The organism is uncultured Corynebacterium sp. (assembly GCF_902489365.1).
In the GTDB taxonomy this organism is placed as follows: domain Bacteria; phylum Actinomycetota; class Actinomycetes; order Mycobacteriales; family Mycobacteriaceae; genus Corynebacterium.
The window spans coordinates 14495-40200 of sequence record NZ_CABTZR010000011.1 but is presented as its reverse complement, the minus strand read 5'-3'; the positions used below and the strand labels follow the sequence as shown (position 1 = coordinate 40200).

22 protein-coding genes are annotated in these 25706 nt (G+C 60.1%); 3 read left to right on the top strand and 19 right to left on the bottom strand.

Annotated elements, in window-relative coordinates; genetic code table 11:
- Positions 1-9 precede the first annotated feature (9 nt).
- From RDN59_RS03095 to uvrA, 19 genes are all read right to left on the bottom strand, one after another.
- Complete coding sequence (locus RDN59_RS03095; RefSeq protein WP_374044574.1) at positions 10-1563, bottom strand: amino acid permease; 1554 nt, start codon at positions 1561-1563, stop codon at positions 10-12.
- Positions 1564-1778: 215 nt separating this feature from the next.
- Complete coding sequence (gene argH / locus RDN59_RS03090) at positions 1779-3203, bottom strand: argininosuccinate lyase (RefSeq protein WP_308606547.1); 1425 nt, start codon at positions 3201-3203, stop codon at positions 1779-1781.
- A 32-nt stretch (positions 3204-3235) separates the two neighbouring features.
- Entirely contained in the window at positions 3236-4450 is a 1215-nt protein-coding gene (locus RDN59_RS03085) for an argininosuccinate synthase (RefSeq protein ID WP_010190050.1), read from the bottom strand.
- A 76-nt stretch (positions 4451-4526) separates the two neighbouring features.
- Entirely contained in the window at positions 4527-5012 is a 486-nt protein-coding gene (locus tag RDN59_RS03080; RefSeq protein WP_046648521.1) for an arginine repressor, read from the bottom strand.
- Positions 5013-5016: 4 nt separating this feature from the next.
- Positions 5017-5934, bottom strand: coding sequence for an ornithine carbamoyltransferase (argF, locus tag RDN59_RS03075; protein ID WP_308606546.1), 918 nt, complete (start codon positions 5932-5934; stop codon positions 5017-5019).
- Positions 5931-7109, bottom strand: a complete 1179-nt coding sequence (locus RDN59_RS03070) for an acetylornithine transaminase (protein ID WP_308606545.1) — start codon at positions 7107-7109, stop codon at positions 5931-5933. The genes argF and RDN59_RS03070 overlap by 4 nt, the downstream gene beginning before the upstream one ends.
- A complete protein-coding gene (gene argB, locus RDN59_RS03065; RefSeq protein ID WP_308606543.1) occupies positions 7106-8041 on the bottom strand; it encodes an acetylglutamate kinase in 936 nt (311 codons plus the stop codon). Before argB ends, RDN59_RS03070 begins: the two co-directional genes overlap by 4 nt.
- Positions 8042-8060: 19 nt before the next feature.
- Positions 8061-9218, bottom strand: coding sequence for a bifunctional glutamate N-acetyltransferase/amino-acid acetyltransferase ArgJ (gene argJ, locus RDN59_RS03060; protein WP_308606542.1), 1158 nt, complete (start codon positions 9216-9218; stop codon positions 8061-8063).
- 75 nt (positions 9219-9293) lie between these two features.
- Positions 9294-10337, bottom strand: a complete 1044-nt coding sequence (gene argC, locus RDN59_RS03055) for an N-acetyl-gamma-glutamyl-phosphate reductase (protein WP_308606541.1) — start codon at positions 10335-10337, stop codon at positions 9294-9296.
- 110 nt (positions 10338-10447) lie between these two features.
- Complete coding sequence (locus RDN59_RS03050; RefSeq protein WP_308606540.1) at positions 10448-10900, bottom strand: hypothetical protein; 453 nt, start codon at positions 10898-10900, stop codon at positions 10448-10450.
- 192 nt (positions 10901-11092) lie between these two features.
- On the bottom strand, positions 11093-13606 hold the full coding sequence (gene pheT, locus RDN59_RS03045; RefSeq protein WP_308606539.1) for a phenylalanine--tRNA ligase subunit beta: 2514 nt from the start codon (positions 13604-13606) through the stop codon (positions 11093-11095).
- A gap of 29 nt (positions 13607-13635) precedes the next feature.
- Entirely contained in the window at positions 13636-14682 is a 1047-nt protein-coding gene (gene pheS / locus RDN59_RS03040) for a phenylalanine--tRNA ligase subunit alpha (RefSeq protein WP_308606538.1), read from the bottom strand.
- A gap of 97 nt (positions 14683-14779) precedes the next feature.
- Positions 14780-15580, bottom strand: coding sequence for an RNA methyltransferase (locus RDN59_RS03035; RefSeq protein WP_308606537.1), 801 nt, complete (start codon positions 15578-15580; stop codon positions 14780-14782).
- Between the two features lie 113 nt (positions 15581-15693).
- Complete coding sequence (locus tag RDN59_RS03030; protein WP_308606536.1) at positions 15694-16170, bottom strand: TM2 domain-containing protein; 477 nt, start codon at positions 16168-16170, stop codon at positions 15694-15696.
- Between the two features lie 206 nt (positions 16171-16376).
- The gene (rplT, locus tag RDN59_RS03025; protein WP_005323264.1) at positions 16377-16760 is read right to left on the bottom strand and encodes a 50S ribosomal protein L20; all 384 of its coding nucleotides are present in this window, start codon (positions 16758-16760) and stop codon (positions 16377-16379) included.
- A 56-nt stretch (positions 16761-16816) separates the two neighbouring features.
- A complete protein-coding gene (gene rpmI / locus RDN59_RS03020) occupies positions 16817-17011 on the bottom strand; it encodes a 50S ribosomal protein L35 (protein WP_039675593.1) in 195 nt (64 codons plus the stop codon).
- Between the two features lie 36 nt (positions 17012-17047).
- Complete coding sequence (gene infC, locus RDN59_RS03015; protein WP_080975058.1) at positions 17048-17569, bottom strand: translation initiation factor IF-3; 522 nt, start codon at positions 17567-17569, stop codon at positions 17048-17050.
- Between the two features lie 253 nt (positions 17570-17822).
- Positions 17823-18749, bottom strand: a complete 927-nt coding sequence (locus tag RDN59_RS03010) for an S-adenosylmethionine synthetase (protein WP_308606535.1) — start codon at positions 18747-18749, stop codon at positions 17823-17825.
- Positions 18749-21586, bottom strand: a complete 2838-nt coding sequence (uvrA, locus tag RDN59_RS03005) for an excinuclease ABC subunit UvrA (protein WP_308606534.1) — start codon at positions 21584-21586, stop codon at positions 18749-18751. Before uvrA ends, RDN59_RS03010 begins: the two co-directional genes overlap by 1 nt.
- A gap of 76 nt (positions 21587-21662) precedes the next feature.
- Between uvrA and RDN59_RS03000 the strand changes: the two genes are divergently transcribed.
- From RDN59_RS03000 to RDN59_RS02990, 3 genes are all read left to right on the top strand, one after another.
- Positions 21663-22265, top strand: a complete 603-nt coding sequence (locus tag RDN59_RS03000) for an MBL fold metallo-hydrolase (RefSeq protein WP_308606556.1) — start codon at positions 21663-21665, stop codon at positions 22263-22265.
- A 95-nt stretch (positions 22266-22360) separates the two neighbouring features.
- Complete coding sequence (locus RDN59_RS02995) at positions 22361-23284, top strand: DoxX family membrane protein (RefSeq protein ID WP_308606533.1); 924 nt, start codon at positions 22361-22363, stop codon at positions 23282-23284.
- Between the two features lie 176 nt (positions 23285-23460).
- Entirely contained in the window at positions 23461-25701 is a 2241-nt protein-coding gene (locus RDN59_RS02990; protein WP_374044573.1) for a UvrD-helicase domain-containing protein, read from the top strand.
- Positions 25702-25706 lie beyond the last annotated feature (5 nt).

Here is a 25706-nt window from a genome sequence, read left to right as displayed (position 1 = left end):
TCTCCATTCTTAGTTCTTGTCTTGGTTCTTGCTGTGCTGTGCGTTTCGGTTCCTGGGGTGAAGGTCCGTTTGCGGTGCGGCCGGGAACCGCGAGGTCGGCAGGTGCTTGGCCTTCCTCTCCGCCGCAATCGCGTAGATTCGCTCACGCCATGCAAACCACATTGCCGCAAACACTGGGATGAGAAGTAGCGTTGAGGCCAAAGCGAAGGTTCCGATGGGGTAATCGAAAGCCATGAGGATGATGACCACGCCGATGAAAGCGAGAACGGACCAGTCACCAGCTTGGCCGAATGGCGAGCGGTAGTTCGGGCGGGTATAGCGCCCCTTCTTGGCCAGCTGCAGAAACTTGATATGTGACAAGGCCACTGCAGCCCACGACGCTAGCGTGCCCAGCGCCGCCAAGTTCAGCACGATTTCGAAGGCCATTTCAGGCACAACATAGTTGAGGAACACGCCGGCAAGGCCGACGAAGGCGGCCATCACGATGCCACCGTAGGGCACACCAGACTTGGACATGCGCGCGCCAAACTTCGGCCCGGAGCCGGCAGTAGACATGTTGTACATGATGCGGCCCGTCGAATACAGTCCAGCGTTCAGCGAGGAAATTGCCGCGGTGATGACGACCAGCTGGAAGATCGGTGCGGCATAACCAGCGCCGAGGGATTCGAAGAAGGTCACGAACGGCGACACTTCCGCAACGTAGCTGGTGTACGGCAGCACCAGGGTCAGCAGCAGCACACTACCGAAGTAGAAGACCACGATGCGGAACAGGACGCTGTTGACCGCGCGTGGGATATGCTTCTCCACGTCCTTGGTCTCACCGGAGGTGGTGCCCACCAGCTCGATACCGGCGTAGGCGAAGACCACACCCTGGATGACGATGACGGCGGGAAGCAGGCCATTGGGAAGCCAGCCACCGGCATCGGAAATCAGGCTAAAGCCCGTGGGGTCACCATTCGGGTGCCCCATAATCACCACGCCGATAGCCACGACCATGAAAATCAACAGCGCGATGATCTTGATCATGGAGAACCAATACTCCAGCTCACCGAAGATCTTCACCGACAACATGTTGAACAAAAGGATGCTGCACACTACGCCGAGAGCAAGTAACCATTGCGGGACAGCGTCGAGCCAGGAGGTGTACTGGCCAAACCATTTGATGTAGATGGCCACGGCTGTGCCGTCGGCCACCAAGGTCGCAGCCCAGTTGCCCCAGTAGAGCCATCCGGTAACGAAGGCAGTCTTTTCGCCGTAAAACTCGCGTGCATAGGACACGAAAGATCCAGAGCTTGGGCGGTAGACGATGAGCTCGCCGAGCGAGCGCAAGATAATGTAACCGAAGAAACCGCAGACCAGATACAAAACTGCGAGAAATGGTCCAGCGGTTTGCAATCGGCTGCCGGTACCGAGCAACAAACCGGTGCCGATCGCAGAGCCGATGGCGATCATCTGGAGCTGCCGATTGCCCATCCCCTTCTGAAGGCCGTGGTCTTCCGAAGCATAGACCGCTTTCTCCTTCTCGTGAGAATCCGTGTTGGGCGGGCGAAGTGTATCAGCCATTAGGGAGATAGTCCTTTCGATGTTGCGAACGTGCCTTTCTTCACATTCCCTAAGGAAACGTTATATCAACCTTATGAGATTTCCCTCACTTCGATACCCCCACAGTGCGCCCTAACACATCGATGCCCAGTAGTAATAGATTTGTTTTCTACCCCCACACACAAAAGAACCGCATGGCCCCAAAAGACCATGCGGTTACTAAATCTCTGTGCGGACTAGCGCAGGGTAGTTTTCGCCCACTCCCGCGCGGCGCCAGCGCGCTCGCGAACCTTTTCACGCTGCTCCACCACGCGAACGCCAGCGGTGCCGCCCTTGGTGGCGCGGGACGCCACTGCCCCATCGATGGTAAGCACCTCACGTACTTCCGGAAGCAGGCGCTTGTCGACGCCCGCCAGTTCTTCATCCGTGAGATCCACCAGATCCACACCGCGAGACTCCGCGATCTGCACGCAGGCACCGGAAGCCTCGTGCGCCTCGCGGAACGGCACACCCTGGCGCACCATCCATTCGGCCAGGTCGGTGGCCAAGGTGAAACCGCGCGGGGCCAGCTCACGCATTCGGTCTTCATGGAAGGTCAGGGTTTCCACCAGCCCAGTCATGGCCGGTAGCAAGAGGTTCAGCTGCGCCACCGAGTCGACGATGGGCTCCTTATCCTCCTGCAGGTCTCGGTTATAGGCCAAAGGCTGCGCCTTGAGCGTTGCCAACAAGCCGGTGAGGTTACCGATGAGTCGGCCGGTCTTACCGCGGGTCAGCTCCGGAACGTCCGGGTTCTTCTTCTGCGGCATGATCGAGGAACCAGTCGACCAGGCATCATCCAGGGTGACGTAGCCGTACTCCGGGGTGCACCAATAGATGATCTCTTCCGACAGGCGGGACATGTCCACCGCGATCTGGGTGAGCACGAAAGCCGTTTCGGAGGCGAAGTCACGCGCTGCCGTACCGTCCAACGAGTTCTCCGCGGAAGAATCGAAGCCCAGCTCCTCGGCAATCGCCTCCGGATCCAAGTGCAGCGAGGAACCCGCAAGCGCACCAGAACCATAAGGGGACACCGCCAAGCGCTTATCCAGATCCTGCAGGCGCTCGATATCGCGCAGCAGCGGCTGGGCATGAGCGAGCAGCTCGTGTGCCAGCAGCACCGGCTGCGCCGCCTGGGAGTGGGTCTTGCCCGGCATAATGGCATCCGGGTGGGCCTCGGCCTGGTTGGCCAGAGCCTCCACCAAATCCGTGACCTGAAGTGCGATATCGCGAATGGCATCGCGAATCCACATCCGGAACAGCGTTGCCACCTGGTCGTTTCGGGAGCGCCCAGCGCGCAAGCGGCCACCGACCTCAGGTCCTACGATGTCGATGAGACCGCGCTCCATTGCACCGTGGACGTCTTCATCCGTCGGCAGCGGGGTGAATTCACCAGAAGCAACCTTTTCCCCTAGCTCACTCAGCCCGTTAAGCATGGTGTCCAAGTCAGCGTCGGATAGCAATCCCGCCTTGTGCAGGACCTTAGCGTGAGCCTTGGAGGCCAGCACGTCATAGGGGGCGAGGACCCAGTCGAAGTGGGTGGATACGGACAGGGCAAACATCGCCTCGGAGGGGCCGCCCGAAAAGCGGCCGCCCCACAGCGCACCCTCGTTAGTCTTGTGCATCGATTCCTTACCTTGGCCTTGACTGTGCTGGTTTACTTACCGGTGGGGAAACCGCCGTCGCGGTCACGCTGGTTGGAGATCTGCGTCGACAGGCCGTGCAGTTGGACAAAGCCCTTGGCCGCGGTTTGATCGAAGGTATCACCGGTGTCGTAGGTAGCCAGGTCGAAGGAGTACAGCGACTGGCCAGAGCGACGGCCGTTGACGGTGGCGGTGCCAGCATGCAGAACCATGCGGATATCGCCGGTGACGTTCTCCTGGGTGGACTCGGTGAAAGCATCCAGGGAGCGCTTCAGCGGCGAGAACCAGAGGCCATCGTAGACTTCCTCGGACCAGCGAGCGTCCGTGAGGCGCTTGTAACGGGCCAGTTCGCGTTCCACGGTGACATCTTCCAGCGCCTCGTGAGCCTTGATAAGCACCATGGCACCAGGGGCCTCGTAGACCTCGCGGGACTTGATGCCCACCAAGCGGTCCTCCACCATGTCGAGGCGGCCAATGCCCTGGGCACCAGCGCGGCGGTTAAGCTCCTCGATAGCCTGGAGGACGGTCACCGGCTTGCCATCAATAGCGGTGGGAACACCCTTGTCAAAAGTGATGGTCACCTCGTCCGGGGCATTGCCCAGGTCCGGCTGCTCGGTGTAGGCGTAGAGGTCCTTTGTGGGCGGGTTCCACAGGTCCTCTAGGAAGCCGGTCTCTACCGCGCGGCCCCAGACGTTCTGATCAATGGAGAACGGGGATGCGGCGGACTGCTCAATCGGCAGGTTAATCTCCTCCGCGAAGGCGATGGCCTTATCGCGGGTCCAGGCGTAGTCACGCGCCGGGGCGATAATCTCCAGAGCCGGATCCAACGCGCGGAAAGAGACCTCAAAGCGCACCTGATCGTTGCCCTTGCCGGTGCAACCGTGGGAGACGTGGGTGCCGCCGTGAGCCTGAGCAGCCTCAACGAGGTGCTTGACAATGAGCGGGCGGGAGATAGCCGATACCAGCGGGTACTGCTTCATGTACATGCCATTTGCCTTGATAGTGGGCAGACAGTACTCCTCTGCGAACTCATCCTTGGCATCGACGACGATGGACTCGACCGCACCGCAGTCGAGGGCGCGCTGGCGCACGGACTCCATGTCCTCGCCACCCTGGCCGAGGTCAAGAGAGACGGCGATGACTTCGCCGCCGGTCATCTTGGCCAGGTAAGGAATGGCGACAGAGGTATCGAGACCGCCAGAGTAGGCAAGCACGACGCGTGCAGTCATAGTAATTTGCTCCTTTAAGACAAACAGGTGCTAAAAAATCGAACTTATTTATATTATACAGGATTGCGTATAAATGTTAAATGCTGCGGTTGGTGAGTTTCTCACCAAGCTCGCGGCCAGTCAACCCCTCGCGCGCGAGGACGAAGATCGTGTCATCGCCCGCAATGCAGCCGACCACGTCTGGAAGTCCCACGCGGTCGATGAAGGAGGCCAAGTACTGTGCAGCGCCCGCCGGGGTGCGCAGCATGGCGATGTTGCCAGAGAAGTCGTGGGACACCACCAGTTCATCAAGCATGCGCCGGAGCTTCTCACGCGGGCCGTTGAGCTGATCTTCGAACTGCTCCAACTCACCTCCCACCACGTAGAAGGACCGCCCGCCATCGCGCTTGACCTTCTTGGCGCCCAGCTCATCGAGATCGCGCGACAACGTAGCCTGCGTGATATCAATCCCTTCATCGAGCAGGAGCTCTGAGAGCTGGACTTGGCTGGTGACCCGGGTGCGATCCAGGATCTCCAAGATCTTGGCTTGGCGGGCATTGCGTGTAGTTGGGGTCGTAGTCATTCGCTTAGTTCTCCTTTTGAGCCGCAAGGAGCCAGACCAGCAGCGCCTTCTGCGCATGGAGGCGGTTTTCTGCCTCATCGAAGACGCGCGACTGGGGCCCATCAATTACCTCAGAAGTCACTTCGTTGCCGCGGTAGGCCGGCAAACAGTGCAGGAAGATTGCCTCGTCCTTAGCGCGGGACATCACATCCGCGGTCACCTGATAGGGCAAAAACGGCGTGCGGCGGTCTTTGCCGTCATCCTCCTGGCCCATGGACACCCACGTGTCGGTAATAACAACATCAGCGCCGTCCACGCCATCAAGGGAGTCGGTCACCGTCACTGTACCGCGCTTTCGGGCACGCTCAACAAACTCCGCCTGCGGCTGGAAACCCTCCGGGGCAACAATGGTCATCTCAATGCCAGCGGTAGCAAACCCCAACATGTAGGAATTAGCCATGTTGTTATTGCCATCCCCTAGGTAGACGGCCTTCAGTCCAGTAAGGTCCCCGAAGTTCTCGCGACAGGTCACCAAGTCCGCCAAGATCTGGCAGGGATGGAGATCATCGGACAAGGCGTTGACGATGGGTACTGTCGCGGTCTCCGCCATGTCCAGAAGGTTCTGATGCGCATATGTGCGCCACACGATTGCCTCAACGAAACGGGAGAGCACCGCTGCGGTGTCCTGGTAGGTCTCCCCTTTGCCCATCTGCGTGGATTTGGTCTCCGTAACGATGGCGTGTCCGCCTAGGTGCGCAATTCCCGCCTCGAAGGAGAAACGCGTGCGCGTCGACGTCTTGTCAAAAAGCACAGCCACCGACTTCGGCCCCTCCAACGGGCGCTCGGAGAAGGGATCCTTCTTGAGCCTTAGGGCAAGGTCGAGCACCTCGGCTTGCTCCTGCGGCGTGAGGTCATCATCGGCCAAGAAATGGCGCACACTCATGCAATTTCCTCCAGTACCTTATGCAGGCGTTCCACCGCCTGGGTGAGTTCTTCATCGGTGATCACCAGCGGCGGGGTCAAGCGTACGACCTCGCTACTTGGGGCGTTGAGGATAAGGCCATGCTGCAAACCTGCAGCCACGACTTCCTTGGCCACCGACTTATTTAATACAACACCTAGCATAAGCCCTCGGCCCCGCACCGACTGCACCGCAGGGGATTTACCGATCTCCTGTCGCAACCACTCGCCCTTGCGGGTGACTTCGGCGAGGAAGGGGAGGTCGACGAGCTCCAGCACCGTTGACGCCGCCGCACACGAGACAGGATTGCCGCCAAACGTCGTGCCGTGGGAGCCCGGGGTGAAAAGATCTGCGGCCTGACCACGCGCAATGGTGGCACCGATAGGCATGCCAGCACCTAGCCCCTTCGCCATGGTGATGACATCCGGGAGGATGCCTTCATGTTGGAAGGCGAAGAAGTCACCGGTACGCCCCACACCCGTTTGCACCTCATCCACGATCATGAGGATGCCGTGCTTGGTGCAGAGCTCACGCACCGCCGTCAAGAAACCTTCTGGTGCCGGGACGACACCCGTCTCCCCCTGTATGGGCTCCAAGATAATGGCGGCGGTGCCCTCCGGATCTTGTTCCACCAAGGCGGTCAGGTAGTCGATGTCGCCGTAGGTATAAAACTCCACGCCGCCCGGGAAAGGTTCAAAGGCTTTGCGTTTGCTGGGCTGCCCAGTCATGGCCAAAGAACCCATTGTCCGGCCATGGAAACCATGGTGCGCCGCAAGGATGCGGCGACGGCCGGTCAAACGAGCCAGTTTAAAGGCCGCCTCATTAGCTTCCGCGCCGGAGTTAGAGAAGAAGACGCGGGCCTCGCCATCTCCCACCTTTTCCAGGAGTTTCCCGGCGGCTTCAACCACGGGCTCGCTGGCAAAAAGATTGGACACGTGGCCTACGGTGGCCACCTGGGCACTCACCGCTTCGACGATCGCCGGGTGGGCGTAGCCTAGCGAGTTCACCGCGATACCGGCGAGCATGTCGATGTAGTCTTTACCGTCTTCATCGGTTACCGTGGCCCCCTTACCGGACACGATGGCAACGGGTGGGGTTCCATAGGTGTTGCTGAGTACCTGATCCCAACGCTCTGTCAACTTGGTCTGCGCGGTCACTTGTTATCGTCCTTCCTGAAGACCGTTCCCTCCGGGTAGTCCTCGCGGTTATAGTCATTGGGCAGCACCATCGTGCCGATTCCTCCCATAGTTAGCAGCTCCAGCAGCACGGCGTGGGCGATGCGCCCGTCGATAACGTGCGCGGCGTTGACCCCACCTTCCACCGCCATGAGGCAGGACTCCATCTTCGGGATCATTCCGGAATCCAGGCCTGGGAGAAGCGTGCTGAGCTTGTCAATCTCGATCTTCGACACCAAGGAGTCGCGGTTCGGCCAATCGGTGTACAGCCCCTCCACATTCGTGAGAATCACCAAGCGCTCGGCGCCCAACGCTCGCGCCAAGGCCCCGGCCGCGATATCCGCGTTGATGTTGTAAACCTCGCCATCGTTACCAGGCGCGATGGTGGACACCACCGGGATGCGCCCGGCCTCGATGATGTCCATGACAGCGGTGGGATCCACGCTGACGATCTCTCCCACCATGCCGATATCTGTCGGCTCACCATCGACCTGGACAAGCCGCTTGCGCGCCTTAAACAACCCAGCGTCCTCACCCGAGGTACCCACGGCATACGGGCCATGAGAATTAATGAGGTTGACCAGGCCGCGCCCCACTTGGCCAAAGAGAACCATGCGAACCACATCCATGATCTCCGGAGTAGTCACGCGGAAACCGCCCTTGAATTCCCCCTCGATTCCCAGCCTGCCCAGCATCTCGTTGATCTGCGGCCCACCGCCATGGACAACGACGGGCTTGGCACCCACGGTGCGCAGAAAAACCATATCGGCAGCGAAGGCGGCCTTAAGGGAATCATCCACCATCGCGTTGCCGCCATACTTCACGACCACAATCTTGTCGCGGTAGTGCTGCAGCCATGGCAGGGCCTCCGCGAGCACAGTGGCGCGGTCGGCATTACTTAGTCCCTGAAGCATTATTCCTCCTCGCGCGTTCTTAAGAGCTGTACGCGGAGTTAATCTCCACGTAGTCATGAGACAGGTCGGTGGTGCGGACAAAAGCTGTGCCGGATCCCCCGGTACCCAAGTCCACGCGCACATCAATATCGGCCCCGGAGAGATCAACGTCGCGCGCGCCGGGCGCGCCAGTGGAACGGACGCATACGGCTTGGTCATTGAAGAACACGGAGATGTTGTCCGGTTCCATTTCGGCATCCGCCATTCCGACAGCGGCGAGCACGCGGCCCCAGTTCGGGTCCGATCCGAACATGGCGCACTTGAAGAGGTTGTCGCGGCCCAAAGTGCGTGCGGCGTTGAGCGCCTGTTCATCGTTAGCGGTGCCTTCCACAATGATCTTCACGCGCTTGGTCACGCCCTCGGCGTCTGCTTGGAGCTGATCCGCGATATCGGCGCACACCGCGAGAACCGCAGCATCCAACTCCTCCTGGCTAGGTTCTTTCCCGGAAGCACCGGAAGCCATGATGATGACCGTGTCATTCGTCGATGTGGAGCCGTCCACATCGAGCGTATTGAAAGTTTGATCGCTCGCTGCCTGCAGCGCCGAGTGCAAGGCCTCAGAGGAGGCAACAGCGTCGGTGGTGATGCACACCAGCATGGTGGCCAGTGACGGCGCCATCATGCCTACACCCTTGCCCATCGCACCCATGCTCCAGCCCTCGGCCTCAATGAGTGCTTCTTTAGCTACGGTATCGGTGGTCATGATGGCTTCCGCCGCGGACTTACCGTGAGCTGCATCCGCGCCAAGATCTCCGGCAACCACTTCGACGCCAGCCAGTGCCTTATCCATGGGAAGGAGCTCTCCGATAAGTCCCGTCGAGCACGCCGCGATGTTGGCGGCAGGGATACCCGTGTGCTCAGCGGTGGCTGCCACAATCGCCGCAGCGTCCTTGTCTCCCTGTTCGCCGTTGCAAGCATTCGCGTTGCCGGAGTTATAAATGACGGCCTGAACAGTGCCATCCGCCACTGCTTCGCGGGATAGCTTCACGGGCGCGGCCACCACGCGGTTGCGCGTGAAGACCGCAGCGGCGTCGAAATTAGGACCCTGGTTAACCACGAGGGCCATGTCGGGTTTTCCGGAGGGCTTGATTCCGGCTGTCGTGGCGCCAGCGAGGAATCCTGCAGGGGCGGTAATCATGTCGAGTTTTCTCCTAGTTCGTGTGGAAGTGAGTTGAAGAAGGCGGTGCGGAACGCCTGGGAAGGTACGCGCGCTTTAAGGGGCAACTGCTGCCTGTGGAAGGCCCAGGATTTCTTCCCATCCCAAAGTCAGGTTCATGCACTGGACAGCAGCGCCGGCGGTGCCCTTGCACAGGTTGTCCAGAGCCGCGGTAATCACGAGACGGCGGGCGCGCTCATCCACGTGTGCTTGGATATGGACCATGTTGCTGCCCACCACGTTTTGCGTCTCCGGCTGTTGGCCCTCAGGCAGGACGAGGCAAAATGGTTCATCAGCATAAAAGTCACGGAAGGCCTCGGCGACTGTGCGCTTGTCGGCGTCCGCCTTCAACGGCGCCGTAATCGTCGCCAGAATGCCACGCGGCAGCGGCGCCAGCACCGGAGTGAAACTCACAGACACCGGTTGCTGCGTAAAAGGCTGTAGGTTTTGCACGACCTCCGGGGTATGCCGGTGTGTCCCGCCTGGCTTATAGGCTTTGAGGTTGCCCATGGTTTCCGCACCCAGCTGTGCCACGGAGGCCTTCTTGCCAGCTCCGGACACCCCGGTAATTGCTATCACCGACAGATCTGGCTCAATCAAATCCTGCGCCACGGCTGGCAACACACCCAGGGTAATCGTGGTGGGAAAGCAACCGGGAACGGCAACGCGGTTGCTGCCTTTAAGCTGCTCACGGTTGCCGGGAATCTCCGGAATTCCATAAGGCCAAGCACCGGCGTACTCACCACCATAAAATGCGTCCCAGTCTTCCTTGCTGCGCAAGCGGAAGTCAGCCGCACAGTCAATCACCGTGACGGACTCCCCCAGCTGGCGGCCGATCTCCGCGGAATGCCCGTGCGGCAAACCGAGGAACACGATGTCATGGCCGGCTAGAACCTCCGGCGTGGTGTCCTCAATGACGCGGTCCGCCACTTGCGGCAGGTGCGGCATGAGCTCAGATACTCGCTGACCTGCGTTGGAATGCCCGGTGAGCGCGCCGATGCGCAGCTCGCCCGAGAGGTATGCTGGGTGCGACAGTAGGAGGCGGAGGATTTCGCCGCCTGCATAGCCCGTAGCTCCGGCGATTGCTACTGAAATAGTCATGCGGCCACTTTAGCAAATAATGCAGTCCGTCGTATGTTATTCAGAAAAAATGCGCCGAATGACTCGGCGCATAATTCGCATAATTGAGGACAGGTCGGGCTTAAGAAGATTTACATGACGCGGGAAGACACAGCTCCCACGCCCTCTGCACCCGATACGGCGGTCTTTCCTGCATAGCCTAGGTAGCCGTGCGGGCCGACGAAGTGGATACCGCCCTGGGCGTCCGCGATAGCGACGACTTCATTGAACTGATAAATCTGGCCGGGCTGCAGGCGCTTGAAACTCGTGGTTGTCAACCCCTGGTTGAAGCAGTCAGCCTTGGAGCGACCTGCATGGTAGATGAATCGCGGAGCCAATTGGCCCGGCGGGTTGCACTGCGGGCTCGTGGCTCGTGCCCCATCGGATAGGCACGCGACGTAGGTACCCTCGATGTTCGCGGCTTCGCAGTTGACGGTGCCATCGGCGTTGGAGAAACCTTGGGACAAGTCAGCGGAGGCATGCGGGGCAATAGTCAATGCGCCGACAACGGCGGCGGTAGCGGTGATACGAGAAATAAAGCGCATGATATGGACAATCCTTTCGGTGTGGCGTGGTGTGAGAACTCAGCATCCTTGCTGCACCCTCGAGACTATGAGGCAGAGCACAACCCTTCCAGCGCAAGGGGATCTCTCCCCACGTCATCGCCCCGCTGCCCACAAGAAAACCCGGCCCACCTGTTGAGTGAGCCGGGTTAGTGGATGGACAGAGTCGGAACGCTAGGCCCGCATCTGTGCGCCAAGGCGCTGCTGGGCCAAATCCGCAGCAGCGAGGCGGTGCTCGTTGGCCTCTTCATCCGTCAGAGTGCGGTCACCAGCGCGGAAGAGCAGCTGGAAAGCCAGAGACTTCTTTCCTTCGCCGAGCTGTTCGCCACGGAAGACATCGAAAAGCTCAACAGACTCTAGGAGATCACCAGCACCCTCTTCGACCACACGGCGAACCGTTTCCGCCGGGGTTTCCTCGTCCACCACCAAGGCGATGTCCTGGTGCAAAGCCGGGAAGGAGGACAGCACGGGTGCGGGGAACTTTTCATCCAGCGGCAAGGCTGACACATCGAGCTCCATCGCACACGTGCGTGCTGGCAGCTCCAAGGCCTCAAGGACCTGCGGGTGCAGCTCACCCGCATAGCCTACGACTGTCTCCTCATCGCTCGCGAGGACGATCGCGGCACAGCGGCCCGGGTGCCACGGTAGCTGCTCAGCTGCCTTCACTGCGATGTCAACGCCAGCGGAACGAGCAACCTGGCGCGCAGCCTCAATAGCATCCGCGTAGCTGTAGGCGCGGCCAGCTCCCCACGGACCTTCGTGTTCAATGTTTCCGGTGGCAACCGTGGCTACGTGCAACGGCTGCAGCGGCAAAGACTCAAGGAGATCGGTGACCACCGACTCCTCCGGGCGCGATTCCACCGACGGCATGGGAGAAGAGTCAGCGCGCTTGAAGGCCACCTGCTGAAGGCCGAACAGGGCCAGATCACCGCGGCCACGGGCAACGTTGCGGGCGATGGCCTCAAGGAGATTGGGCAGCAACGTCGTGGACAGGATCGCCTTGTCTGACTCGAGTGGGTTCTGCACGGCCACGGTCTGGCGGCGTGCATCCTCCTTGTCCAAGCCCCACGTGTCGAAGATGTCGTTCGCGATGAACGGCGACGGGAGGACCTCGGCGTAGCCCGCGTAGGCCAACCCATGTCCGATCGCACGGCGACGTTTCTGCGCCGGAGTCAGGCCGCGGCCGCCCACCGGAGTGGGCAGGATGGTCGGAATATCTTCAAGCCCCTCCAGACGCAGGATCTCCTCGATGAGATCAACGTCCATTTCGATGTCCGTGCGCCAAGAGGCGGGGACGACGGAGAGCTCCTCCTCACCAGAGACCTCGCAGCCGACCTCCCTAAGGCGTTTCACCACGGTGTCTTGGGAATACTCGATACCGGCATACTCACTCGGCTTCGCCGCACGCAGGGAGATGGGTTCGCGCTTGGCGACGTCTCCCACGAGCGTCCGCCCGGCCTCGATCGTGCCGCCTGCAATCTGCTGAAGCAGCGCGCACGCCATGTCCAGCGCTACCTCGACGATGGCCGGATCTACGCCGCGCTCGAAACGGCGGGAAGCCTCCGAGGAAAGCTTGTGGCGGCGGGACGTGCGGGCCACGGTGATCGGATCCCAAATGGCCGACTCGAAGTAGACATCAGTCGTCTCGTCAGAAATCTCGGAGGTGGTGCCACCCATGACGCCCGCCAAGGACTGGATACAGTTGTCATCGCAGATGACCACGTCGCCCTCTGAAAGCTCCCTCTGGACATGGTCGAGGGTTTCGAACTTCTCACCTTCGCTGGCGTTGCGCACAACGAGGTTGCCCTTGACAACTTCGGCGTCAAAGGCATGCATCGGCGCGCCAAGAAGCAGCATGACGTAGTTCGTGACGTCGGTAGCCACGTTGACGCTGCGCTGACCAGAGAGCATGAGCTCGCGCTCCATCCAGAACGGGGTACGCGCTGCCGGGTTAATACCGGTCACCTTGCGCAGACCAAAACGCTGCGCCTTGGTTTCCTCCCTCAGGTCAACGTCGATAAGCGTGCCCTCCGGAGCCGGCACGACGGAGGTATCGATGCCAGCCACACTCGGGTCCTGCGCCACGTCCGGGAAAGTGAGATCAAATGCGGAGGCAATTTCACGCGTCAGGCCGCGTGCAGACAAGGCATAGCCACGATCCGGGGTGATGTTGACATCGAAGACCGTATCGGACAGCCCAATGAGGGGGCGGGCGTCCTCACCAATCTTGTCGGCAACCTCCTCCCCTAGCACGATGATGCCGTCTGCTTTAAGGCCGAAGCCCAGCTCAGCTGCGGAGCACATCATTCCGTTGGAGATATGGTCGTAGGTCTCGCGGGCCGCAATCTTAAATCCGCCCGGCAACTCAGCGCCTGGAAGGGAGACTACGACATAGTCGTTGAGGCGGAAGTTGCGGGCACCGCAGATAATGCCCTGCAGTTCCCCCGTCCCATTGGCCTGGCCAACGTTAACCTGGCAATAGCGAATTGGCTTCTTGAACTGGGTGAGCTCTTCGATCTCTACGACCTGACCGATAACCAACGGGCCCGTGGTTTCCGGAAGGGCCTCGTAGCCCTCGGTTTCAAAACCTACGCGGACAAATCCAGAGTCCAGTTCATCAGAGGACACGGTCCAGCCGGAATTAGCGGTGCCCAGGATACGGGTAACCCAGTCTTGGGAAATAAGCATTGTTTTCTTTCTATCCTTTCTCTGGGTTCCTATGCCTGCACGCCAAAAGGCAGGGTGAAGCGGACATCGCCTTCAACCATGTCGCGCATATCGGTCAGACCATTGCGGAACTGCAGGGTGCGCTCGAGGCCCATGCCGAAAGCGAAACCGGTGTATTCCTCGGGATCAATGCCCACCGCGCGCAAAACGTTGGGGTTGACCATGCCGCAGCCGCCCCACTCGATCCAGCCGGCGCCACCCTTCTTATTGGGGAACCAGACATCGACCTCGGCGGAGGGCTCGGTAAACGGGAAGTAGTTCACACGCATGCGGGTGGTGGTCTCCGGGCCGAAGAGTACCTTGGCCAAGTGCTCCAAGGTGCCACGGAGATGGGCCATCGTCAGCCCCTTATCCACGGCAAGGCCTTCCACCTGGTGGAAGACCGGAGTGTGGGTGGCATCGAGCTCATCAGTACGGAAAACACGGCCCGGGCAAGCAATGTAGAGCGGTACATCACGCTCGAGCATCGTGCGCACTTGCACCGGGGAGGTATGGGTACGCAGCACCTGCTTGGAGCCTTCCTTGCCCACATGGAAGGTGTCCTGCAAAGTGCGTGCCGGGTGATCCGGTTTGAAGTTCAAAGCATCGAAGTTAAAGTACTCAGCCTCGACTTCTGGGCCGTCGGCGATCTCCCAACCCATTCCCACAAAGATGTCCGCAATACGTTCTGACAGCGCGGTGATGGGGTGCAGAGCACCGGTCTGTGCGCGGGTGGTAGGGACGGTAACATCGACCTTCTCCGCCTTCAGCTGTGCGGCGCGGGCCTCCTGCTCCAGTACTTCACGAATCTGGGCAAAGCTCTTCTCCACCTTGCCGCGGGCCATGTTTACTACGCGGCCAGCATCCTTACGCTGGTCCTTCGGCAGCTGCCCCAGTGACTGGCGGGCCTGCGGAATATAGCCGCTATCACCAAGGTGCTCGCGACGGGCGGAGGTGAGCTCGTCGAGGCTAGTTGCAGCTTCGAAGGCGGCGATGGCCTTCTGCGCGGCGGCCTCGAGGGCCTCTTCGGTCAATTCGATCTGAGGTGTATCGGACACGTGCCTTGATTACCTTCTTCTCGCACAAAAACTAACGCGAGCTATCTTACCGTGCCGCCTGACTTCTGTGGCCACCAACCCTGGCACGTCGGCGGCGCTAGCTGCTCTGCTGCTTCGCAGACTCATATAGGCAAATGCTGGCGGCCGTGGCGAGATTCAGAGATTCCGCTCGGCCAAGAATCGGAATACGCACACGCATGTCCGCCTCATCCTGCAAATCACCCAGGCCATGTGCCTCGTTGCCAAAGAGCCACGCGGTGGGCTGGGACAGGTCCGCATCGGCGAGGTCGACCTCGCCATCAGCTGCCGTGGCCAACACTTGCAGGCCAGAGGAGCGCAGTTTGCCCAGTACATCCTTGATGTTGGGGTCTCGGGCTACGGGCACATGGAAAAGTGATCCGGCCGACGCGCGCGCCACCTTACAGCCCAAGGGATCCACGGTCTCCCCGGCAAAGATAACGCCATCGGCACCCATGGCATCCGAAGTCCTGATGAGCGTTCCCGCGTTGCCCGGCTCCGCCGTTAAGACAGGAACAGACACTAGCTTCGGCTTGCCGGCCAAAATTTTTCCAGCGGTCCACAGCACTGGGCGGCACACGGCAAAGAGACCAGTACTCGTGGCGGTATCGGACAGGTGTCTTGCCGCCTTATCCGTAATGGGATGCACATACACGTCCATGTAGCCGCAGGCTTGGACAATGTGCGCGAAGCGCTCGGCGGCCTTTTCCGTCACGAAAACATCAGTGGCTGCACCCGTGGACACGGCCGCGTCCACGGCATTTTCGCCTTCAATAAGGAAACGCTCCGCTTTTCGGCGGCTGGCCGCCCGGTGTAATTTGGCGGCATTAACCACGCGCGGCGTGCGTTCAGTAAAGGCAGAGGAAAAATCCAGATTCATGCATTTGACGGTACCCACCGAACCAGATATTGAAAAGTCCCGCTCCCCCAGCAAGTTTGAGTGGGCAGCGGGACGGTCAGTCTCCACGTCAACTACGCGGATACGAGTGAGTTTTACTTCTTCAGCGGAACTCCGTCGGCGTCCTTATCAAAGCCAGAGAAGCCACCGGCGATGAATACAAGCTCAACCCACTTCCAGATCACCAAGCCAGCGATGAGGAAAAAGCCAATCAGGAAAAAAGAGGTAACGAATCCTACAATTGCGAGGCCCAACTGCCACATGCCGCGCTGCGAGCGACCAATATAGAAGTTATGAACTCCCAGTTCACCCAAGAAGAAGCACAGGAGCAGTGCTACCAACCATGACTTCTGCTCGCCTCCCGGGTGTGGCTGCTGGCCATAGTTTGACTGGTATGCATCCTGCTGTGCGGGCAGATTCTGGGACTGCCGCGAACCGCCATACGGAGCCGAGCTGTAACCGTACTGATCACTGGATGATCCGAAGGGGTTCGACTGCTGCGACTGTCCGCCATAAGAGCCACCGCCATAAGCATCGCCGCTTGGCTGATAAGCATTATTTGGGTTGGTCATAACTATCTCTCCTTCGCACTATGTGCCCCTGGGGCAGGCCCAGAAGCCAACGGTTACCTTGATTTACACAACAACGAGCAATGTAACACAAACCACAATGAGGAGCAGCACGCCCGCCAACCTAGCGGGTGCTACTCCCCACAACAAGAAACCCACCGGCCCTCAACAAAGGGGCGGTGGGTTCGTGACGTTTCTACGCTCGACGCTTACGCAGCCTTCGGTGCGTTAACGTCCTCCGGCAGTGCAGCCTTGGCGGCCTCGCACAGAGCGGAGAAAGCTTCGAAGTCGTTGACGGCGAGCTCAGCGAGGATCTTGCGGTCAACCTCGATCTCAGCCAGGCGCAGGCCGTGGATGAGGCGGTTGTAGGTGATGTCGTTCATACGAGCAGCAGCGTTGATGCGCTGGATCCACAGCTTGCGGAACTCAGACTTACGGGCGCGACGGTCGCGGTAAGCGTAAGTCATGGAGTGCAGCCACTGCTCCTTGGCCTTGCGGTAGAGGCGGGAGCGCTGGCCGCGGTAGCCCTTAGCGGACTTCAGGATCGCGCGACGCTTCTTCTTGGCGTTAACTGAGCGCTTTACTCGTGCCACAGTAATACTTCCTTATCTTGATTGTGGTGTGTGGGAATGGAGTGTTTCGGCGCTGACTATGCGCGGCCGAGAAGGCGCTTGATGCGCTTGGTGTCTGCCTTGGCAACGTCCTCGGTGCCCTTCAGACGACGGGTACGCTTGGAAGGCTTGCCCTCCAGGAGGTGGCGACGGTTAGCCTGCTCGCGACGCAGCTTGCCGGAGCCTGTCACCTTGATGCGCTTGGCGGTGCCCTTGTGAGTCTTCTGCTTCATGAGAATTAAATCCTTAAATCCTAAGTGGAGCGTGGTCTACTTCTTGCCTTTGCGGACGGGCCCAAGAACCATGGTCATATTGCGACCATCCTGCTTGGGGCGCGACTCTACGACGCCGACCTCTGCGACATCGTCAGCCAAACGCTCCAGCAGGCGGAAACCCAGCTCCGGACGCGATTGCTCGCGGCCACGGAACATGATGGTCACCTTAACCTTGGAACCCTTCTCCAGGAAGCGCACCACGTTGCCCTTTTTGGTCTCGTAATCGTGATCATCAATCTTCGGACGGAGCTTCTGCTCCTTCACCACGGTTTGCTGCTGGTTCTTACGGGACTCGCGGGCCTTCTGAGCCTGTTCGTACTTAAACTTGCCGTAATCCATGATCTTGGCTACGGGCGGCTTAGCGTTTGGGGCGACCTCGACCAAGTCAAGATCGGCTTCGTACGCAAGCTTGCGAGCATCGTCTGTACGGACAATACCCACCTGTTCACCACCGGGGCCAACAAGACGGACCTCGGGTACTCGGATGCGCTCATTAATGCGAGCTTCAGCGCTGATTGTGGTTCTCCTCGATTGTGGGGGCTAGTAGTGTGCCTACCGTGACCACAAACGAATAAATCCCGGTGCCAAAGGCATCCGGGAGTTTCTTTTCAAGCACGCGCCAGCGTATGGCGCCTACTCTTAACCTTTATCCTGCGGCGGAACGGGTGTCCGGCGCGGCTTCGGGTGGGAGAAACTCCGCTTGCGGCCCAAGTACCTCCTGGAGGAGGCGCTACGGGCGGTAGTGCGCACTACTTTAACACCTGACTTTTCAGGAGCCAAATCGGCGTGCCGACGTCGCTCCTGTAGTCGGCGTTGCCGCGGGCGGTGCGCAGCCCTCCACCGGCTTGAGCGCGCCAGTCTCCAAGGCCTCAGTTACGACTCGGTCTACCCCAGCAGCGAGAACGTTGAGCGCAGGAATTGCTTCTTCGGCGTATTCCCCCGGCATGGTGACTTCGATGGCCAATCCCACCGTGGATTCTTTACTCGAGTCCGATGCGGTGGTTTCCCGCACACCAATTTGACGGTGGGTATAACCGTCGTCGTACTCGGATAGTCCCCATCCGCCCTTGGCGCGCGTGTTCGGGAGCTTGTCCAGTCCGTTGTCTTGCCACTCCACAATGTCATCCATCGCGTCATAAACCTGTTCTGCTTCAGGAATGCACGGTAAGTGTGCGCCAAACTCTGCCTGATCTTCCAGCAGCCACGTGGAGTAGCCAAAAGGTTCCTCGAACTCGCCGGTCGAACCATACTTTTCCAAGAGTGCCGTTACTGCGCTTCCAGCATCACCCTCAGTCCATCGCACGTGGGACCACAACGCGTAGGCAGCATCATTGTCGGATTCCTTAATCGCAAGGTCGACGAGCTCCGGACTAGCGCCGTCGCGCAACGCGGCAATCGCGATCGGGACCTTCACCGTCGACCACGCGGGCTCCTCACCGCGCAATCCGGCCTTGACAGTCCCTTCCCTATCCGCGACCGCCACGCCGGCGCGGACATTGAACTCTTTCTCCACGTCAGCGACGACATCGCGTAACTCCGTGCGCACGTCATAGCTGACGGGTGCTTCCACACGTGGTGATTCTTCGGGAGCCGGCGTCGATGTGTCTTCCGCCGGGCTGGAACACCCCGTCATGGTGGCTGTCGCGGCAACACTGATGGCTAGAGCTGCCGTGCGGGTACGCCTGTGGATCAGCATCACACCAACTCCTTGAGGAACCCTCCCGTATAGGACCCTTCTACCTGCGCCACGTCCTCCGGCGTGCCTTGGGCCACGACGGTACCGCCACCCGAACCGCCTTCTGGGCCCATGTCCACGATCCAATCGGCGGCCTTAATGACATCCAGGTTGTGCTCGATGATGATCACCGAGTTGCCCTTATCAACCAGGCCTTGAATGACGAGCATGAGCTTTCGGATGTCCTCGAAATGCAGTCCGGTCGTCGGCTCATCCAGAATGTAGACGGTGCGTCCATTCGTACGTTTTTGGAGTTCGGAGGCCAGCTTCACGCGCTGCGCCTCACCACCAGAAAGCGTCGTGGCGGCCTGGCCCAAGCGGACATATCCCAGGCCTACCTCCACCAAGGTGTTGAGGTAGCGGTGGATCGACGTGATGGGTTCGAAGAACTCGGCCGCCTCCGAGATCGGCATGTCGAGAACCTCGGCGATGTTCTTACCCTTATAGAGGACCTCCAGCGTCTCGCGGTTATAGCGAGCACCGTCGCAGACCTCGCACGGCACGTAAACATCGGGCAGGAAGTTCATTTCAATCTTGATGGTGCCGTCGCCTTGGCAGGCCTCACAGCGTCCACCCTTAACGTTGAAGGAGAACCGGCCCGGCTTGTAGCCGCGGACCTTCGCCTCCTGGGTTTCGGCGAAGAGGTTGCGGATCTTGTCGAAGACCCCTGTGTAGGTTGCCGGATTCGAACGCGGGGTGCGCCCGATGGGGCTCTGGTCGACCTGCACCAGCTTGTCCAGGTGCTCCACGCCCTCCACGCGTGTGGCACGACCCGGCACCTGGCGGGCTCGGTTGAGCTTGTTAGCCAAGGTCTTGGCCAAAATCTGGTTGACCACGGTCGATTTACCGGAGCCGGATACGCCGGTCACACACACGAGCACGCCCAGTGGAATCTCCACGTCAATGCCCTTGAGGTTATTCTCTCGCGCACCGACCACCTTAAGCATGCGCTCAGGGTCAATCTCACGGCGCGTATCCGGGACCGCAAGCTTTTTCTTTCCTGACAGGTACTGCCCCGTCAGGGACTCCTCCACAGATTCGATGCCGGCGGGCTCGCCTTGATAGACCACCGTTCCACCGAATTCGCCCGCGCGCGGTCCAACGTCGACAAGCCAGTCCGCCTCCCGGATGGTGTCCTCATCGTGTTCCACCACAATCAACGTGTTTCCAATATCGCGCAGACGTTTCAACGTTGCGATAAGGCGCTGGTTATCGCGCTGGTGCAAACCAATGGAGGGCTCATCCAGCACATAAAGGACTCCCGCCAGGCCGGAACCGATCTGGGTGGCAAGGCGAATGCGCTGTGCCTCGCCGCCGGACAACGTGGAGGCGCCGCGGTCAAGGGTGAGGTAGTTCAGGCCGACGTCGAGAAGGAAGCGCAGGCGAGCCTGGATCTCCTTGAGCACAGCACCAGCAATGATCTCCTCGCGGTGGCCCAACACGAGAGAGTCGAGGAACTCCGCCGCCTCCTCAATGGACAGCGCCGTCAAGCCGGCGATGGACTGCTCGCCATGCGCGGTGGAGGCCAACCGCACCGCCAAGATTTCCGGCTTCAGCCGAGTACCGTCACAAGCGTTACACGGCACACGGCGGGTGTACTGGAGCAAGCGATCCTTCTGCGACTCGGAATCCGCCTGATCGAGCTTGCGCTCCAAGAAGCCAATAGCTCCCTCGAAGGGCGCGGACCAGTTGCGCTGGCGGCCATAGCGGTTCTTGTAGCGCACGCTGACTTCCACATCCGTGCCATAAACCAGCGCGTGGCGCTGCTCCTTGCTCAGCTCGGAAACCGGAGTGTGGGGATCAAAGTCCAGGGCTTTCGCTAGGCCTTCGACGAGCTTGACAAAGTACCGCGCATTGGGGCTCGACGTCCACGGTTGGATGGCTTCGACCGCCGGGGCATCCGGATCCGGGATCAACAGATCCACATCCACCTCAAGACGCGTGCCCAAGCCATCACACACCGGGCAGGAACCGAAAGGCGCGTTGAACGAGAACGCGCGGGGCTCGTATTCCTCAATGGTCAGCGTGTGGCCGTTGGGGCAGGCCGCTTTCTCCGAGTAGGTGTGCGTAAGCTCTTCGTGGTCTACGAAATCCAAGGTGACTAGGCCGTCTGCCAAGCGCAGCGCCGTCTCGACAGAATCCGTCAGCCGCTGCTTTTGGGAAGCTTTCACCTGCAGGCGGTCCACGACGACATCAATGTCGTGCTTGATCTGCTTCTTCAGCTTCGGCGGGTCACTGAGCTGGTAAAGCTCCCCATCCACCCGAACACGGGAGTAACCCTGGGCCGCGAGGTCCGCGAAGAGGTCAACGAACTCGCCCTTACGTCGGCGAACGACCGGTGCGAGGACCTGGAATTTCAGCTTTTCCTCGTGGCTTAAGACTTCATCAACAATCTGCTGCGGGGTTTGGCGCTCAATGACGGCATCACACTCAGGACAGTGCGCAGTGCCCGCGCGGGAGAAGAGCAAACGCAGGTAGTCATAGATTTCGGTGATGGTTCCCACCGTCGAGCGCGGGTTGTGGTTGGTGGACTTTTGGTCAATGGACACCGCTGGGGATAGACCGTCGATGAACTCGACGTCCGGCTTATCCATTTGGCCAAGGAACATGCGCGCATAGGAGCTCAAAGACTCCACGTAGCGCCGCTGGCCCTCGGCGAAGATGGTGTCAAAGGCGAGTGAGGACTTGCCTGAGCCCGATAGGCCGGTAAACACCACCAGGTTATCGCGCGGAATATCGATGTCCACGCCCTTAAGGTTGTGCTCACGCGCACCACGTACGACCAAACGATCAGCCACTAGTTGTTGCCTTCCTACACAAAAGAATGTGTGTTCAGAGAGTTCTCACTCAGAATGTACCCGTATGGTTGGATCTATGAACAACGCCCTCAAGCTTCATAAAATTTCCGTGTCCGAGATGGACAACAATTGCTACCTGCTGTGCGCCGGTGACGAGGCGCTGCTTATCGACGCCTCCGCTGACGCCCCTGCACTGCTCTCCTTGGCCGCCGACCACGGAGTAAAGATCACCGCGGTGCTGACCACACACCGCCACTGGGATCACGTACGTGCACTCAAGGAAGTCTTGAATGAAACCGGTGCCGTTCACTATTCCTCTTTCCTGGACGCCCCTGCTTTGCCCGCGCCCGTCGACGTGGAGCTGGAGCACGGCGATACGCTTCCTTTCGCCGGTTACGATCTGCCCGTCATCATCCTGCGCGGGCACACCCCGGGCGGTGCAGCCATTGCAGCGGACATCGACGGGGTGACCAACATTTTCGTCGGCGATTCCCTCTTCCCCGGTGGTGTGGGCAAGACCACCTCGGAAGGTGACTTCGTGCGTCTGTACAAGGATGTCACGCAGCGACTCTTTGATGTCTACCCGGACGAAGCAATCGTCCGCCCTGGGCACGGCGCACCCACCACGCTCGGCGCAGAGCGCCCGCACATGGACGAATGGTGGGAGCGGCGTTGGTAACTACTTATTAACTGCTGCACTGACAGCGGCACTTGTTTAACCCGCGTACTATGGTGTGACGAACGTCTTTACAGATCTATTGAATGGAGCACGTTATGATTCGTAAATTTGCCCGTCCTATGCTGGCCTCCGTGTTTGTCTGGGATGGTGTGGATACGCTCCGCAACACCTCGGAGCACGTCGCGGACACAGAGTCCGTGCTCAAGCGCCTGCGCAAGGTGCTGCCCCGCGAATATGCAGGCTACATCCCCAATGACCCAGAGCTCGTTACCCGCGCACTCGGCGGTGCGAAGACCGCTGCAGGTACCACCTTGGCACTGGGTAAAGCCCCGCGAACCTCGGCTGCAGTGCTCGCGCTGACGCACGTCCCTAACCTGGTGGGCAACGCTTTCTGGACCGCTGATTCCAAGAAGGAGAAGGAAACTCAGCGCAACAGCTTCCTCACCAACACTGCCCTACTTGGTGCCCTGGCCATTGTTACGCAGGACACCGAGGGCAAGCCCTCCGTGCGTTGGCGTGCTGCCAAGGCCTCGGAGCGTGCCAACAAGAAGATCCAGCAGGCACTGCCAGGCAAGTCCGAGCAGCAGAAGTTCGCAGAAGACTTCTCCAACCGCGCCAACGAGATTTCTTCTGATGTGACCACTAAGGCTAATGACTGGTTCGAAACCGCCAAGGACTACGTCGAGGACAACCGCGATGATTGGGAGTCCGCTGGCCGGGACTTCATCGACTCCGCGCGTTCCTTCGTCGAGGACACCGCTGAGACGGCACGCGAGTTCTTTGAGGACAACAAGGATGACTGGCTTGACGCGGCCCGTGACAACACCGAAACCGCCCGCAAGGGTCTGGTAAAGGCAGCCGGCAAGGCACAGGACCGCGCTGACGAGGCCCTAGCCAAGGCAGACTCGCTCGACGGAAAGCGCGCCCAGAAGAAGGCTCGCAAGCGCGCCGAGAAGCTCCAGAAGGAAGCCTCCAAGAAGCTGGATAAGGCTTTCAAGAAGTTCGGTGACCGCTTCTAAGCTCTCCGTCCTACGCTGCGGAAAGCACCGCAACGCACCGCGATAATCACCGCGGTGGAGAGAACAACGGCTCAGCTAGTATGCTGGGCCGTTGTTCTTTTTCCTGTCCACTCTTCCCTAGCTCTCTTACTTCCCGTCTGTCCACGAGAAGCCTTCATACGCACCCAAGGAGCCTTGTGTCTGAATCTTCACCCGCGACTCACACCGGGAACCCCGGCGCCCACGCGAACGAGCAGTGCGCTGAAATAGCTAATGAACAAGCATATGTCGATGGCCTCTTCGAGCGTTTGGACAACGAGGTCCAAGCGGCCAACGAGCGTTTGAACGAGGTGCAAGCTGCCGTCGATCCGCATACCCCGGATGCCGATGCACTCGTTCGGCGAGAGACCGAGTACCACGGCCTGCAGGCCAAATTGGATCGCCTCAACGTCGCCCAACTCGGCTTAGTTTTTGGGCGCATCGACATCGATGCACCCGGCGATAACCCCACCCCGGAAGGCCTGGACCGGCGCTACATCGGCCGCATGGGGCTCGACGCCAGGGAGGAGAATTACCGGACGCTCCTTCTGGATTGGCGTGCGCCGATGGCGCGGCCCTTCTACCTCGCCACTACAGCGCACCCTGAAGGCGTCCATGTCCGCCGGCATATCCGGACCACCGGACGCACGGTTACTGGAATCAGCGACGAGGTCTTGGAGGGAGAGTCCTCTGCTGACAGCAGCGATGTCGCAAGCGAGTCCGCCCTCCACCACGTGATGCAGCGCGCGCGCACTGGGCACATGCCCTCCATCGTGGAAACCATTCAGCGCGAGCAGGATGAAATCATCCGTGACAGCACGCGCGGTGTCATGGTGGTTGAAGGCGGGCCAGGAACCGGCAAGACCGCTGTTGCGCTGCACCGCGTGGCCTACCTGCTCTACACCTACCGCGAACAATTAGCCGCCACAGGCGTGCTCATCGTCGGCCCCAATTCCACCTTCCTGGAATACATTTCCCGAGTGCTCCCGGAACTTGGTGAGACCGGCGTTGTGCTCTCCACCATTTCTTCTCTCTTCCCCGGCATCGAGGCCACGCACTCAGAGTCCTTGCTCGCCCGCGAGATCAAGGGCTCCGCTGCCATGGTGGAGATCCTCGGCAACGCGGTCAAGGATTATCAGCGCCTACCGGAGCAGCCGCAAACACTGGAGATCGTTCAGCTCGAGATCACCGTCACCCCAGCTATGGTCAAGGCGGCGCGTACCCGCGCGCGGCGCTCACGCAAGCCGCACAACGACGCTCAAACGGCGTTTGCGGAACACCTCATCGAGTCTCTGGCCCAACAGATGGCCGAACGCATCGGTTCTGACCCGCTGGGAGGTGCCAACCTGCTCTCCCGTGCGGACGTGGATCAACTCCACGATGATCTCGCCGAAGAACCGCAGGTCACAGAACTCATCGACGAGTTCTGGCCCCACCTCACGCCTACCGAGGTACTCGCCAATCTCCTGAGTAGTACCGAGCGAATCGATGCGGCGGCCAACGCTTATGATGACGAAACCCGCGGTGCCCTCTACCGCGAAGACGGTACGTCATGGGCGGCCTCCGACGCCGCGCTTCTCGACGAGCTCGCGGTCCTCATCGGCATGCCCGACCCCGAAGCAGAGCGCGCCGCCGAGGAAAAGGAATGGCGCGAACAGGTCGCGGAGGCAGAAGATGCCCTCGATATCCTGAGTTCCTCTGATTCCACCGACAACGATGATGACATGTTCGAAGCCGAGATTCTCTCTGCGCACGACGTCATCGACGCCGAGCACCTCGCTCGACGCCACGAAGTTCGGGATTCCCGTACCACCGCTCAACGTGCCCGCGAGGACTACACGTGGGCTTACGGGCACGTCATCGTCGATGAAGCCCAGGAGCTGACCCCGATGGAGTGGCGCATGATTTTCCGGCGCAGCCCTTCCCGGTGGATGACGGTCGTCGGCGATACCTCCCAGACTGGAGCGCCCGCCGGTGTGGATGACTGGGGCGAGACGCTCGAGCCTTTTGTCGGAGAGCGTTTTCGGCTTCACGGGTTAAGCGTCAACTACCGCACCCCGCGCCCAATTACCGAATTGGCCAATCAACTCTTGGAATCCATCAACCCCGAAGCGACGCCAGGTATCGCTGTACGCGACGGCGTGGACGTCATCTGGCGCGAAGATACGAACAACCTTAAGCCTGCTACCTTCCAGGATGATGAAGGGCGCCTGCACGCTGTGATTACGGCGGCCAACGTTGAGCACACCAAGGGGCTAGAGTTTGACCACGTCACCGTAGTCAACCCGGATGACATCGTGGCAGCATCACCGCAAGGTTTGCACAACCTCTACGTAGCTCTCACGCGCGCGACGCAGTCTTTGACCATCGCCGGCCGTTACGCGGAGGTTTTCGGTTAGTCTGG